Here is a 14,096-nt window from a genome sequence, read left to right as displayed (position 1 = left end):
CCGGTGAGCGGGACGCGGGCGGCGGCTCGGCACCAGCAGAAGGTCGATGAACTCTGTGCGGCATCGATACGGGCAGTGAGCGGCGACGCGGCATTGCACTTTCGCGGACGTCGGCTGTTTCGTGGGAACAAGGCGTTGCCTGTGCATGCGGCGCACCTGCATCCCTCGCCCGAACACGACGACTTCGGATCCTTCCGTGGCGCTGCGGACGGCATGGCGCTGCGCCTCGCGTTGTCCGATGCCGTCTTGCACAAGCACCTGTGTCCCGTCGACGCGGTCGCGCGGATGGTGTTCGAACTGCTGGAGCAGATTCGCGTGGAGGCGCTGGCGCCCGCGGACATGCCGGGCCTTGTGCGCAACCTGCGGCACCGCCATGAGCAGTGGTCGCTGGCCTTTCACCAGAGCGGCCTGACAGAGACGGCCAAGGGCATTCTGATCTACACGGTGGCACAGGTCTGTCGTGCACGCGTGACGGCACAACCCGTGGTCGACGCCACCGAAGGCGTGATCGAGACCACGCGCATGGCCTTGGCGCCGGTGCTGGGCCATGAGCTCGCGGGCCTTCGCCGTCATCGTGCCGATCAGGCCGCCTATGCGCAGCATGCGCTGGCCATCGCCCATGCGGTCGCGCAGGCCATCCATGAAGCCCGTGCCACCGACGAAGACAACGAAGCATCCGACCTCGATGGCGAAAAGGACGAGCGCAAACTCTTCGGCCTCTGGATGGACTTCGAAGGCGAACCCGACGATGGCGTGACGGCGGCGAGCAGCGGCCACAGCCGCGTGCTCGAGGAAGCCGACGACGGCTACTGCGTCTTCACCACCGCCTACGACGTCGAAGTGAGCGCAGCGACGCTGGTGCGCGCCGCGCTCTTGAAGGAATACCGGGCGCGACTCGATCGCCGCATCGCGGCCCAGGGACTCAACGTTGCACGGCTGGTACGCCAAATCAAGGCCGTGCTTGCCGTCGACTCACGCAACGAATGGGAAGGCTCGCAGGAAGAAGGCAGCATCGACGGCCGGCGGTTGTCGCAACTCGTCGCATCGCCGACCGAGCGGCGCCTGTTCCGCATCGAGCGTCAGGAACCGGCGACCGATTGCGTGGTGAGCTTCCTCATCGACTGCTCGGGCTCGATGAAGCAGCACGTCGAAACGGTGGCCATGTTGGTCGACGTGTTCGCGCGCGCCCTCGAACAAGCGGGCGTCTCCAGCGAGGTGCTCGGCTTCACCACCGGCGCGTGGAACGGCGGCCGCGCACTGCGCGATTGGCAGCGTGCGCGCCGACCCCCGCATCCGGGCCGGCTCAACGAGGCGTGCCACATGGTCTTCAAGGACGCCGACACGCCGTGGCGCCGTGCGCGGCCCGACATCGCCGCGCTGCTGAAGTCCGACCTTTTCCGCGAAGGAATCGATGGTGAGGCGGTCGACTGGGCGTGTGCGCGATGGCAAGGCCGCAGCGAGGGACGGCGCCTCCTGATCGTGATCTCCGACGGCAGCCCGATGGACAGCGCGACCCAGTTGGTCAACGACGCGCACTACCTCGATCACCATTTGGTCGAAGTGGTCACCCGGCATGAGAAGCAGGGCGACACGGAGATCTACGGCGTGGGCGTGGGTCTGGACCTGAGCCCTTACTACCGCCGTAGCCTGGTGATCGACACGGCTGCCCCGCTGCGCAATGAAGTGTTCAGCGAAATCGTCGCCATGATCGCGCCGCGTTGAGTTTCAGCGCCTGTGCTCGAAGCCGCGCACCAGTTCGGCCAGCAGCTTGACCCCCGGTTCGATGGCCGCCGGAACGATGGACGAGTAGCCCATCCGAAAGTGTTGCCGGGGCGGCGGGTCGGCCATGAAGAACACCTCACCCGGCTCGATCAGCACGCCACGCTCGCGCGACTGCGCGGCCAGTTCCGAGGCATCGAAGCGCTGCGGCAAGGAGACCCAGCAGGAACCGCCGCCCGAGGCCGGCATCACCGTGCATTGCGGCATGTACCGGGCGAGCGCCGCGCGCAGCAGGTCGGAGCGCTCACGTTGCGCCGTGGCGAGCCGTCGCTGCAGCGCGTCGTAGTGCCCCAGCGATAGAAACAGGGCGAACGCGCGCTGGATCAGGGCGGGAGGATGGCGCAACATCAACCGGCGCAGTGCGCGCAGTTCGGCGATCAGTTCCGCCGGGCCGACCACGTAGCCCATGCGCAGACCGGGTGCCAGCGTCTTCGACAGGCTGCCCACATAAATGACGCGGTTGCTGCGGTCCAGGCTCTTGAGCGCGGGAATCGGCTCGCCGTCGAAGCGGTTCTCGCTCTCGTAGTCGTCCTCGATGATGATGAAGTCGGCGTCGTCGGCCATCTTCAGCAAGGCCTCGCGGCGCGCGAGCGGCATCGTCACCGTGCTGGGGCACTGGTGGTTGGGCGTGGCGTAGACGAAATCAAGGTCGCGCAGCGCTTCCGTCACCGGCAGCCCTTCCGCATCAACCGCCAGCGGCTTCAGCGCCGACGTGCGGCTCGCGAAGATGTTGCGCGCATCGGGGTAGCCGGGTTCCTCCATGCCCACGCGCGTGCCTTCGCGCACCAGCAGGTCGGCAATCATGTAGAGCGCGTGCTGCGCGCCGACCGTGATGACGATCTCGTCGGCCGACGCCCACACGCCGCGCCGGGGCAGCACGCGGGTGCGAATCTGCTGCACCAGCGATTCGTCGTCGCGCGAGATCTGGTCAGGCGCCCAGTCGCGGATGTCGAGCACGCTCAGGCTCTTGATGCAGCACTCGCGCCAGTCGGCCGTGGGGAAGAGCGCGGCGTCGAACTGGCCGTACAGAAAGGGATGCGGGTACTTCTGCCAATCCGAGGGCTTGACGATGCTGCGCTGCCGCGAAGGACGCAGCCGGAAGCGCCCGGCCCAGTCCGTCGCCTGGGTCTCGTCCTGCGCAGGCCGCGCACGCAAGCCGAGCCGGGCGGCCACCATGTCGGTGTTCACGAAATGGCCGCTGCGCTGGCGCGATACCAGGTAGCCCTCGTCCGCCAGTTGCTGGTAGGCCAGCACCACCGTGTTGCGCGCAACGCCAAGCTGCTCGGCCATCTCCCGGCTCGATGGAATCGGCACGCCGGCGGGCAGTTGCCCGTCGAGGATCGACGCCACCAGCATCTCGCGGATCTGCCCCTGCAGGCTCATGTTTTCGCGCGCCGAGCGTTGCAGCAACTGCTTCCACATGACGTCTTTCAGGTGTTGTGCCATTCCTTCGCCCCATTTCGTTCAAGGGTGCATGGTGCCTTGGTATCAGCGATTAGGCGCATCTGGCACCACTGGCCGCAAGCCCTGGTGAAGACACTGCCGTTGACCCCTCACCACAACGGAGACATCGATGCGAACCCTCAAGCAACTTTTCAGCCGGTGCGCCCTCGCCATCGGCATGGTATCGGCCGTGGGCGGCGCCGGCCCCGCGCTCGCGCAAACCCGCGAAGTGACCGTCGCCTACCAGCAGATCGCCGGCCCGATGATCGTGGCCATGACCAGCGGCACGATCGAGAAATCGACCGGCTACAAGATCAACTGGCGGCAGTTCGAATCGGGCGCCAAAGTGGCCACCGCCATGGCTTCGGGCGACGTGCAGATCGGCGTCATCGGCTCCAGTCCGCTGGCGGCGGCGGTGAGCCGCGGGCTGGACCTGCAGCTCTTCTGGATCCTCGACGACATCAACGAGGCCGAGGCACTGGTCGTGCGGAACGGCTCGGGCATCGACAAGCCCGCCGACCTCAAGGGCAAGAAGCTGGGCGTGCCCTTTGTGTCGACGACGCATTTCCACACCATGTTTGCGCTGGAGCAATGGGGACTCAAGCCCAGCGATGTGCAATTGCTCAACATGCAGCCCAACCAGGTCGCGGCGGCCTGGGAGCGCGGCGACATCGACGCGGCCTTCGTGTGGGACCCGGCGCTGGCGCGAATCAAGCAGACGGGCAAGGTGCTCATCACCTCGGGCGAGCTGAGCAAGAAGGGCAAGGCCACCTTCGACGGCATGGCCGTGAGCCGTCCCTTCGCCGAGGCGAATGCCGACTTCATGGCGAAGTTCGTCAAGGCCGTGGCCGATGCGGACGCAGCCTACCGCGCCAATCCGGCCGCGTGGGGCCCTGACTCGGCGCCCGCCAAGGCGATTGCCGGCAAGATCGGCGGCGATGCCAAGGCGAGCGCCGACGCGCTCAAGCTCTACGCCTATCCGAGCGCGGAACAACAAGCGTCGCCCGCGTGGCTCGGCGGCGGACAGGCTGGCGGTGCCGCCAAGGCCCTGAAGGCGACGGCGGACTTCCTGCTCGAACAAAAGCGCATCGACGCGGTGTCCGGCGACTACAGCAAGTTCGTTACCGCGAAGTACGCCGAAGCGGCGCTGCGGCTCAAGTAAGCGGACCCCGCAAGGAGACATCCCATGGCAATGGAACAACTCCAGGTCAAGGACGTGAGCGTCACCTACCCGGGGCGCACGCGCACCGAGCAGGTTCACGCGCTCGACCACATCGACCTGACCATCAACCGCGGTGATTTCGTCGTGGCGCTCGGCGCATCGGGCTGCGGCAAGACAACACTGCTCAGCCTGATGGCGGGCTTCATCTCGGCGTCGAGCGGCGATCTGCTCCTGGGCGGCAAGGCGATTCAGGGGCCGGGTTCCGATCGCGGCGTGGTCTTCCAGAAGCATGCGCTGCTGCCCTGGCTCAGCGTGATGGAGAACACCGAATTCGGGCTCAAGCTGCAGGGCGTGCCCAAGGCCGAGCGGCGCGACCGGGCTGCGCGCAATCTTGCGCTCGTGGGGCTGCAGGACTTCCACAAGCACATGATCTACCAGCTCTCGGGTGGCATGCAGCAACGCGTGGGCATTGCACGCGCGTTGACATGCAACCCGGCCATGCTGCTGATGGACGAGCCGATGGCTGCGCTCGATGCGCTGACGCGCGAGACCATTCAGGAACTGTTGCTGGACGTGTGGCAGAAGACGCAAAAGATGTTCTTCTTCATCACGCACAGCGTGGAAGAGGCGCTGTTCCTCGCCAGCCACCTGATCGTGATGTCGCCGCGTCCCGGTCGCATCACGCACCGCTACGAACTCGACTTCAACAAGCGCTTCCTGCAAACGCGAGATGCGCGGGCCGTGAAGTCCAGCCCTGATTTCATCCAGATGCGCGAGACGGTGCTCGGCATCATCTACGGCGACGAACGTGCCGGCGAAGCACACAAGGAGTTGAGCCATGTCTGACATTGCCATCAAGGCGCCGCACGGCGGCAGCTTCATCACGCGCACCTTTGCCAAGCGTTCGGTGCGCCCTGGTGAGCAGTTCGGCGCACCGGGACAAGGCCGGGCCGGCGCCATCGCCACGGGCACGGTGATCGTCACGCTCGCCCTGTGGGTGCTCGTCACCAACATGGGCTGGGTCAAGCCACTCTTCCTGCCGTCGCCGCAGGCGGTGTTCGCGAAGTTCATCCAGGTGGCGACCGAGGGTTTTGCGGGCGCCACCCTGTTCGAGCACACATGGACGAGCCTGTATCGCGTGTTCGGTGCCTTCTCGCTGGCCTGTCTCACCGCAATCCCGATCGGCGTGATGATGGGCGTGAGCCGGGTCGCGCGCGGCATCTTCGATCCGCTGATCGAGTTCTACCGGCCGCTGCCGCCGCTGGCTTACCTGCCGATGGTCATCATCTGGTTCGGCATCGGCGAGTTCTCCAAGCTCTACCTGATCTTCCTGGCCATCTTCGCGCCGTTGGCGATTGCCGCGCGCTCCGGCGTGCGCTCGGTATCCACCGAACAGATCCACGCGGCCTACTCGATGGGCGCGACGCGTTCGCAGGTGATCTGGCATGTGATCCTGAAGTCGGCCCTGCCCGAGATCTTCACCGGCATGCGCATCGGCATCGGCGTGGGCTGGACCACGCTGGTGGCGGGCGAGATGGTGGCTTCGAACCGCGGGCTGGGCTTCATGGTGCTCAACGCGGCGGAGTTCCTGGCAAGCGACGTGGTCATCATGGGGATCATCGTGATCGGCCTGTTTGCCTTTGGCTTCGATGCGCTGATGCGTCATCTCGAAAAGGTGCTGGTGCCCTGGAAGGGCAAGGTGTAGGGCAGCCCCGACCCAATCGCACAGGAGCAGCAATATGGACACGGTGCAGGTGGTGCTGTTCCTGGCGTGCGTGGGCGTTGCGACCTGCGCGCAATCGCTCACGGGCTTTGCCTTCGGCTTGATCCTGCTGGGGCTTGTCGGGGTGCTTCAACTCGCGCCCCTGCCCGATGCGGCCAACGTTGCCAGCGTGCTGACGCTGGTGCAGGCTTCGGTTGTGCTCAGGGGATCGCGCAAGTCCATCGACCTGGCGGCACTGCGCGACACGGCGGTGGGCAGCGGCATCGGCGTGGTGATCGGGGTGTTCCTGCTGGGCTGGCTCAGCGGCAATGTCGTGCTGCTGTTGCGCGTGCTGCTCGGGATCACGATCCTCGCCTGCGCCACGGTTCTCGTGGTGCGTTCGGCGCCCCTGCGCGAGCGTTCGTCGCGCGCGAGCTTTCGTGCGTTTGGCCTGGCGTCCGGGCTGATGAGCGGGCTTTTTTCAAGTGCCGGTCCGCCGCTTGTTTACCAGTTCTATCGGCAACCCATGAATCCACTCGCCGTACGGCAAACGCTCGTCATGATCTTCGCCTTCAATGCGCTGTTACGCCTGGCGCTGACGGTGCCGACGGGCCAGTTCAGCATTCATGCGACAGGGCTCAGCCTGTTGGCGATGCCAGTGGTGCTGGGCCTGACCTGGCTCATGAAGCGGCACCCGCCTGACTGGTCACCGCGTACCGTGCGCGGGTTGGTGTGTACGCTGCTGGTGCTGGCCGGGCTCAGCCTGGTCGTGCCGGTTGCTGCGATCTATGCGCGCAGTCTGAGCTGAATTCGCGGAAGCGTGGACAAGCGCCCTACGCCTGATATCTTCGAATCTCAAGATTTCCGGGAGACATTCATGTCCTTGTTTTCGCTGGCCGGCAAGGTAGCCATCATCACGGGTTCCTCGCGCGGCATCGGGCGCGCCATCGCCGAGCGCATGGCCGAACATGGCGCCAAGGTCGTCATCTCGTCGCGCAAGCCCGAGCCCTGCGCCGAAGTCCGCGACGCGATCAACCGCAAGCACGGTGACGGCAGTGCCATCTCGATCCCGGCGAACATCTCGTCCAGGCAGGATCTGCAGCATCTGGTGAAAGACACGACGCGGCAGCTCGGAAAGGTGGACGTGGTCGTCTGCAACGCGGCTTCCAACCCCTACTACGGCCCGCTGGGCGGCATCGAAGACGACCAGTTCCGCAAGATTCTCGAGAACAACGTGATCGCCAATCACTGGCTGATCAACTTCGCCGTGCCGCAGATGATCGAGCGCAAGGAGGGTTCGATCATCATCGTCTCGTCGATCGGCGGACTGCGCGGATCGCCGGTGATCGGCGCCTACTGCGTCTCGAAGGCCGCCGACTTCCAGCTCGCGCGCAACCTGGCCGTCGAGTATGGGCCGCACAACGTGCGCGTGAACTGCATCGCGCCCGGCCTCATCAAGACCGACTTCGCACGCGCTCTGTGGGAAGACGCCGAGAACCTCAGGCACCGCACGGCCACCACACCGCTGCGGCGCATCGGCGAACCCGACGAGATCGCGGGCGCCGCCGTCTTCCTCGCTTCGCAGGCGGGCGCCTTCATGACGGGCCAGAGCCTCGTCATCGATGGCGGCGTCACCTGTTGAGCGAGAGCTCTGCTAACGTTCGAACTGACCAACCTCGAATACGCGGTATGCGCCGAGGAGATGGGCAAGGTCAACTTCGCTTCCGAGGTCTTCAACTGCTCGGCGCCCGACACCGGCAACATGGAAGTGCTCATCCGCTACGGCAGCGACGCGCACAAGGCACGCTGGCTGCAGCCGCTGCTGGCCGGCGAGATCCGCTCGGCCTTCCTGATGACGGAGCCCGACGTGGCTTCGTCCGACGCGACCAACATCCAGACCGAGATCCGCCGCGACGGCGACCACTACGTCATCAACGGGCGCAAGTGGTGGTCTTCGGGCGTGGGTGATCCGCGCTGCCAGATCGCGATCGTGATGGGCAAGACCGACCCCGACGCGCCGCGACATTCGCAGCAGTCGCAGATCCTGGTGCCGCTGGACACGCCCGGCATCGAGATCGTGCGCATGCTGCCGGTGTTCGGCTTCGACGATGCGCCGCATGGCCATGCCGAAGTGGTGTTCCGCAACGTGCGCGTGCCAGCGTCGAACCTGCTGCTGGGCGAAGGCCGCGGCTTCGAGATCGCGCAAGGGCGACTCGGTCCCGGACGCATCCACCATTGCATGCGCACCATCGGCAGCGCCGAAGTCGCCCTGGAGAAGATGGTCAAGCGCCTGCAGTCGCGCGTGGCCTTCGGCAAGCGCATTTCAGAGCAGTCGGTGTGGGAGCAGCGCGTGGCAGAAGCCCGCATCGACATCGAGATGACGCGCCTGCTGTGCCTGAAGGCGGCCGACATGATGGACCGGGTGGGCAACAAGGTCGCGCGGCTCGAGATCGCGATGATCAAGGTGGCCGCGCCGCGCATGGCGCTGAGGATCATCGACGACGCGATCCAGGCGCATGGCGCAGGCGGCGTGACCACCGATTTCGGGCTCGCCAAACAGTACGCGAGCATGCGCACGATGCGCCTGGCCGACGGGCCCGATGAAGTGCACAACCGCGCGATTGCCCGGATGGAATACGGCAAGCATCGCCCGGCCTGACGATCCAAGGAAGACGGTGAATCCATGAGCGAAGCAGAAGGACGCGCAGCGTGAGGGCGATGGCGCAGCGCCTGGGTTGAGGGTTGCGCGCTCAGCCGCCACCGCTTCGACCTGCCCGGATGCATTGGCCGGCACCCGCAGGTAGTGCGCTGTGCATACGGCGGCGCTTGGCACCACCGGCAAGGCGCTCATCGCATGAGGGTGAAAGCCCAGATGCGGCACACGCTGCGTGGCACCGGTCTCGTCGAGCCGCGCCACATCGACAAGCCGGGCATACCTGGAATTCTTTTCAGACCGATGCGCTCAGGGCTTGACGAACTTGAGCACGAACTCGTCCTTGGGTTGCGGCGGCTCCGGCGTGTTGCGATCACGCGGGTCCGAAGGATTGCGCATGAAGTTGCCTTCGGCCGCGAGCTTGAACCCAGCTCGCTCGACCTCGGCGCGCAGGAACGCTTCCTCGATGCGGTGAAGCGTTCCCGATTCGGAGATGCCCGTGCCCGGTCGCCCCGAATGGTCCGCGATGACATACATGCCGCCCGGCTTCAGCGCTGCGAACACCGCGCGGTTCACGGCGGCGCGGTCGACGCCAAGATGGCCGAAGTCGTGATAGTTGAACATCAGCGTGACAAGGTCGAGGCAGTTCGATGCGCATTCGGGCGGCGCCGGATCCTCGAAGGGCCGCACGACAGCGATGATGTTGCCCGCGTTCGGATTCTTCGCGCGTTCGGCCAGCGCGACGGGCGATGGCCGCGGGCCGGTGGCGGGACGAGCGGGCGCCGGAGCGCCCATCGGCGCGGGCGCCGCGGCGCCTTCCGGCTGCGCAGGCCGGCTCGTCGCCGGGCGCGGCGGGCTCTGCCCGTATACGCGGCCCGCCGGGCCGGTCGCGCGTGCGATCAACTCTGTCGTGTAGCCGCCGGCTGCGCTCACATCGAGAGCCACCATGCCCGGACGCACGCCAATGAATGCCAACATCTCCTGCGGCTTGCGCCGCACGTCGTTCACACGGTCGGCTTCGCTGCGATCCGGGCTCGTGACGATTTCTGCAATGCGGGCGGGCGGCAGCACGGGCGGCTCGGGTGCGCGCGGGCCCGGGGCCGTGCATGCGGCGAGCGTCAGCGTGATGCCGGCAGCAATGGCTGCGCGCGCAGCCCATCGACGGAGAAAAACGATTCGGCGGATGGGCATGGGTCGGCCTCGCTGGCAACTGGATGATGGACTGCGTCCCGCGCGAAAGCACGGACGCCCGGTCGCCAGTCTATGCGCGCACCGCTCAGGCCGGCGCCGCGGGATTTCCGCTCCAGCGTGTCGCCGGCGGAATACTCTCCCCTTTCATGACCAGCGTCATGGGCCCAAGTTGCGCCCCGTCGTTCACGGTCGCGCCGTACAGCACGATGCTGCGCGGCCCGACGTTCACCCGCGCGCCGATGTTCACGTGATGGATCTTCATCACGCGGTCCTCGAACAGATGGGTCTGCGGACAGGTCATTGCATTGAGCTCGCTGTAGTCGCCGATGCGCACGCAGTCGAACTCCGTGAAGTCGGTGGTGTCCAGATACACGCCGCGGCCGATGCGCGCACCCAGCAGATTGAAGGCGATCGGCAGCCAGGGCGTGCCGCGCAGGTAGTGCATGAAGTTGGGCACTGCGAGGCCTTCGTACAGGTTCGTCGCGGCTTCGGAGAGCCAGACGAAGGGCGTCCACATCGGCACCGCGAGCGGCCGGTAGCGCCGCAGGAAGAGCCACTTGAAGATCGCCACGAACACGAAGGTGGACAGGCCGAAGATCAATCCGTCGATGGTGAGGTACCAGACCACCGAGCCCCAGTGTTCGGCCGCCGCCGAGGGCATCACCGCGAGCACGATGCTGTAGCCCGCCGCGATCACCATGGCGTGCGGCGCGACGATGCGAAAGGCTTCGACGATGCCGCGCCCCACGCGGCGCATCAGCGAAGGATTGAAGGTCAGCGATTCGGGGTGACCGGTGACAACTTCACGCGCCGGCAAGCGCAAGGCGGGCGAGCCGATCCAGGTGTCCCCGCTGCGAATCGCCCCCGGATCGGGCGCGCGACCGAGCACGCCGATCAGCACGTTCTCGGGCAAGGTCGTGCCGTCGGGAAGGTAGGCCCCGTTGCCGACGAAGCTACGCCGCGAAATGACGGTCGGCCGCATCGACATCCAGCCGCCGTCGATCTCCTCGTCGCCCAGGAGCACTGCATCGGCGATGAAGGTGTCGTCGCCGAGCGTGAGCATGTCGGGCACCACGCCGAGCGCGGTCGATATCTCCGCGTTGCGGCCCACCTTGGCCCCCAGCAAGCGGTACCACATCGGTGCGAAAAGCGTCGCGTAGACGCCATGCAGCACCTGCAGGCTCGATTCCTGGATCTGGTTGACCAGCCATTTGCCGCAGTAGACATTGCTGTGCACAGGCCAACTGCCGCTCTTCAGCCGCGGCAGCACGCTCCAGCGGATGCCCGCGGAGATCAGGGCCGTGAGCACGATCATCACCGCGCCCGCCGGCAGCGCCAGCACGAAGTACTTGAACAACTGCAATACGGTGGAGCTGGTTTCGAGCCAGGGGAACCGTTCGGTGTCGTCCAGCACGTCGATCAGCATGAAGGTCGGGAACACCGGCAGGAAGAACAAGGCCGCCACCAGCATGGCGCCGCCGAAGAAGAACAGGGCTTCGCCTGCAAGTCGACGTTTGCTGACCGGCGGGCGTGGCCGCAGCGTGGCGGTGTCGAAGGCACCCGTGTCACGCGCCGGCGAGCCGCTCCAGATGCGCCCGGCCGGCACGGCCTGGCCGTCGCTGAGCGCCGACTGGCCGTCGAGGTGGCCCCAGTTCCCGACACGTGTGTTGCCTTCGAGCACAGCGTAGGAACCGATGTGGGCCTCTGCGCCGATTTCGATGCGACCGATGAGCAGTTCGCCACGCTGCACGCGCACGTTCTCGAAGTTCACCGCGTTGCCGATGCTTGCGCCGTCACCGACCGTGAACAGATCGGGCGCGCGCAGTTTGATCGAGCCGATGCTCACGTCGCTGCCGATGCGCGCGCCCAGCGCGCGCAGCCACCAGGCGTGCAGCGAGGAACCGCTGATGAAGTAGGTCGGCGCCGCATCGACCAGCCGATCGGCCAGCCACCAGCGGAAATAGGTCAGGCCCCAAAGCGGATAGCGGCCAGGCGCCAGCCGGCCCGCGATCAGCCACTTGCCGGCGATCGCCAGCACGAATTCGAGCAAGGTCGCCACGAGGAACACGACCATCGACATCGCGACCGCATACGGGATCGAATCCCCTGCCCCACCGGTGTAGAAGTGATAGGTGAAGAACGGCGCGAGCCACTGCATCATGCGGATGGCCACCAGCGCCGGGATCGCCGCGGCCTGCGCGAGCCCGCAGCGCCAGCGGCGCCACGCCGAAGGCGGCGTCCAGTCGGGCACCGGCGTCGCCTGCCGGGCGCCACAGGCATCCAGTGCGGCGGCGATGCCGCCCACAGTGCGGCGCTGATAGATCTCGCGCACCGTGATCTGGGCGAACCGCGGGTCGGCACGCAGCAAGGACGCGAGCCGCGCCGCCAACAGCGAATGGCCGCCGAGTTCGTCGAAGAAGTCCGAAGCGCGTCGGATCGCGAGGCCGGGAAAGAGTCCGGCCAGGGCCGCGAACAACACGATCTCGGCCGGCGTCTCCGGGACATCCGATCCTTCGGACGGACCCGTCGCCTCGGCCAGCGGGCACGACTTGAGCGTCTTTCGGTCGATCTTGCCGGAACTCAGGCGCGGCATCTGCGGCAGCACCTCGAAGCGGCCGGGCACCATGTAGGGCGGGAGCCGAGCGCCAAGCGCGGAGCGCAATGAAGACGCCGATACGCCAGCAGAGCTCTCGGCCACCAGAAAGGCGATCAACTGGTCGACACCCTCGACCTGGCGCAGCACCACGGCTGCGGTGCCGACGCCCGGCTGCTGCGCCAGCACGGCCTCGATCTCGCCGAGTTCGACCCGAAAGCCACGAATCTTGATCTGGTCGTCGGTGCGCCCGAGGCACTGCACGCACCCGGCTTCGTCGATGCGCGCAAGATCGCCGGTGCGGTAGAGCCGATCGTCGTGCGTGCCGCTCGACCACGGGTTGCGAAGGAATTTCTCGGCCGTCAGATCGGGCCGCCCGAGGTAGCCCGACGCGACGCCGGGGCCGGCAATGCACAGTTCGCCGACCTCGCCGCACGGCAGCAGTCTGAGGCCCTGCTCGACATCGGGCGCGATGACCAGCAGCGCGTAGTTGGGCAACGGCCGGCCGATGGTCACGGCCTCGCCCGCTTGCAGCTCGGCCATGCTGGCCGACACGGTCGCCTCGGTCGGGCCGTAGCTGTTGAAGACCTGCCGGCCGGCAACCGCCCAGCGTTCAACCAGCGATGCGGGGCACATTTCGCCGCCGAGGTTGATCAGGCGCAGCCCCGGCACATCGCGATCGAAAAGGGCCAGCAGCGTCGGCACGGCGTGCAATACGCTGATGCGCTGTTCGATCAGCGCCTTCGGCAGTGCTTCGGGATCGGATGCGATGGCCTTCGGTGCGATCCACAGCGTGGCGCCGACCAGATAGCTCAGCCAGATCTCTTCGAAAGACATGTCGAAGGCGGCCGAGAAGCCCTGATAGACGCGGTCGTCCTCCCGCACGCCCAGCACGGCGTTCTCGCTGCGAAGGAAGTGGCAGATGCTGCGCTGGGTGATGGCGATGCCCTTGGGCTTGCCGGTCGAGCCGGAGGTGTAGATCACGTAGGCAGGGTGATCGGGCAGCGCGCCTTCGCGGCGGCGCAGCGGCGCTTCGGGGTCGCCACCCAGGAGCGCCTCGACAGTCCAGAGGGTCCGTTCGATCGCCAACCGCTGCAGTCCGAGCGCTGCACATCCGACGATGCCGATGGCATCCGCGTCGTCCAGGCACGCGGCAATGCGTTCGGGCGGTGTATCGGCATCGAACGGCAGCCAGGCGGCACCCGTCTTGGCGATGGCGAGCTGCATGACCAGGAGCTCGATGCCGCGCGGCAGCCACAGACCGACGATGTGACCCGGGCGAGCGCCGGCTTCGATCAGTTTCGAAGCGGCCCGATTCGCCTGCGCATCCAGTTCGCCGTAACCGATCTCGCGCTCGCCGAAGATCAGCGCGGTCTGGGCGGGAACCCTTTCGGCGGTGGCCTCGAACAGGTCGGCGAGGATTTCAGATTGAAGCAGGTCCGGCCGATCAGGGCCGTGAATGATGTCGGGGGAGTCGGAGGGGGCGGCGGGGGAATTGGCGTCGGGGTTCGGGCGAAACATCGGCAGTGCGGGGTTGGCAGCGCGGCGATGGAGTAGCCGGCGGCCGAGTGCC

The 14,096-nt window shown here is 66.6% G+C and carries 9 protein-coding genes and 1 pseudogene; 7 read left to right on the top strand and 3 right to left on the bottom strand.

Annotated elements, in window-relative coordinates:
• The first annotated feature begins 3 nt into the window (after positions 1 to 3).
• Entirely contained in the window at positions 4 to 1,722 is a 1,719-nt protein-coding gene (locus AC1DN9_RS00730; RefSeq protein WP_478096812.1) for a cobaltochelatase CobT-related protein, read from the top strand.
• Between the two features lie 3 nt (positions 1,723 to 1,725).
• Here the strand turns inward: AC1DN9_RS00730 and pdxR are convergent, their stop codons facing one another.
• Positions 1,726 to 3,225 (bottom strand): MocR-like pyridoxine biosynthesis transcription factor PdxR, encoded by a 1,500-nt coding sequence (gene pdxR, locus AC1DN9_RS00725; RefSeq protein ID WP_478096325.1) that lies wholly within the window; start codon positions 3,223 to 3,225, stop codon positions 1,726 to 1,728.
• Positions 3,226 to 3,352: 127 nt separating this feature from the next.
• On the opposite strand from pdxR, the gene tauA reads away from it, so the two are divergent.
• From tauA to AC1DN9_RS00695, 6 genes and pseudogenes are all read left to right on the top strand, one after another.
• On the top strand, positions 3,353 to 4,384 hold the full coding sequence (tauA, locus tag AC1DN9_RS00720) for a taurine ABC transporter substrate-binding protein (protein ID WP_478096323.1): 1,032 nt from the start codon (positions 3,353 to 3,355) through the stop codon (positions 4,382 to 4,384).
• Positions 4,385 to 4,414: 30 nt separating this feature from the next.
• On the top strand, positions 4,415 to 5,230 hold the full coding sequence (locus AC1DN9_RS00715; protein WP_478096811.1) for a taurine ABC transporter ATP-binding protein: 816 nt from the start codon (positions 4,415 to 4,417) through the stop codon (positions 5,228 to 5,230).
• On the top strand, positions 5,223 to 6,089 hold the full coding sequence (locus tag AC1DN9_RS00710; protein WP_478096321.1) for an ABC transporter permease subunit: 867 nt from the start codon (positions 5,223 to 5,225) through the stop codon (positions 6,087 to 6,089). The genes AC1DN9_RS00715 and AC1DN9_RS00710 overlap by 8 nt, the downstream gene beginning before the upstream one ends.
• A 34-nt stretch (positions 6,090 to 6,123) precedes the next feature.
• Entirely contained in the window at positions 6,124 to 6,894 is a 771-nt protein-coding gene (locus AC1DN9_RS00705) for a TSUP family transporter (RefSeq protein ID WP_478096319.1), read from the top strand.
• A 69-nt stretch (positions 6,895 to 6,963) separates the two neighbouring features.
• Positions 6,964 to 7,728: an SDR family NAD(P)-dependent oxidoreductase gene (locus AC1DN9_RS00700; protein WP_478096317.1), complete on the top strand. Its 765-nt coding sequence runs from the start codon at positions 6,964 to 6,966 to the stop codon at positions 7,726 to 7,728.
• A 24-nt stretch (positions 7,729 to 7,752) separates the two neighbouring features.
• A pseudogene (locus AC1DN9_RS00695) lies at positions 7,753 to 8,745 on the top strand (acyl-CoA dehydrogenase family protein); the annotation flags it as partial.
• A 303-nt stretch (positions 8,746 to 9,048) separates the two neighbouring features.
• On the opposite strand, the gene AC1DN9_RS00690 reads toward AC1DN9_RS00695, so the two are convergent.
• Together AC1DN9_RS00690 and AC1DN9_RS00685 are read right to left on the bottom strand one after the other, a co-directional pair.
• Positions 9,049 to 9,930, bottom strand: coding sequence for a class I SAM-dependent methyltransferase (locus AC1DN9_RS00690; RefSeq protein ID WP_478096315.1), 882 nt, complete (start codon positions 9,928 to 9,930; stop codon positions 9,049 to 9,051).
• An 85-nt stretch (positions 9,931 to 10,015) separates the two neighbouring features.
• Positions 10,016 to 14,044 carry a Pls/PosA family non-ribosomal peptide synthetase gene (locus AC1DN9_RS00685; RefSeq protein WP_478096314.1) on the bottom strand — a complete coding sequence of 1,343 codons (4,029 nt, stop codon included), beginning with the start codon at positions 14,042 to 14,044 and terminating at the stop codon, positions 10,016 to 10,018.
• Between the last annotated feature and the right edge of the window lie 52 nt (positions 14,045 to 14,096).

This window comes from Variovorax sp. 05L425, from assembly GCF_056397705.1.
The sequence above is the reverse complement of the archived record's forward strand: the minus strand, read 5'-3'. Positions and strand labels throughout refer to the sequence as shown.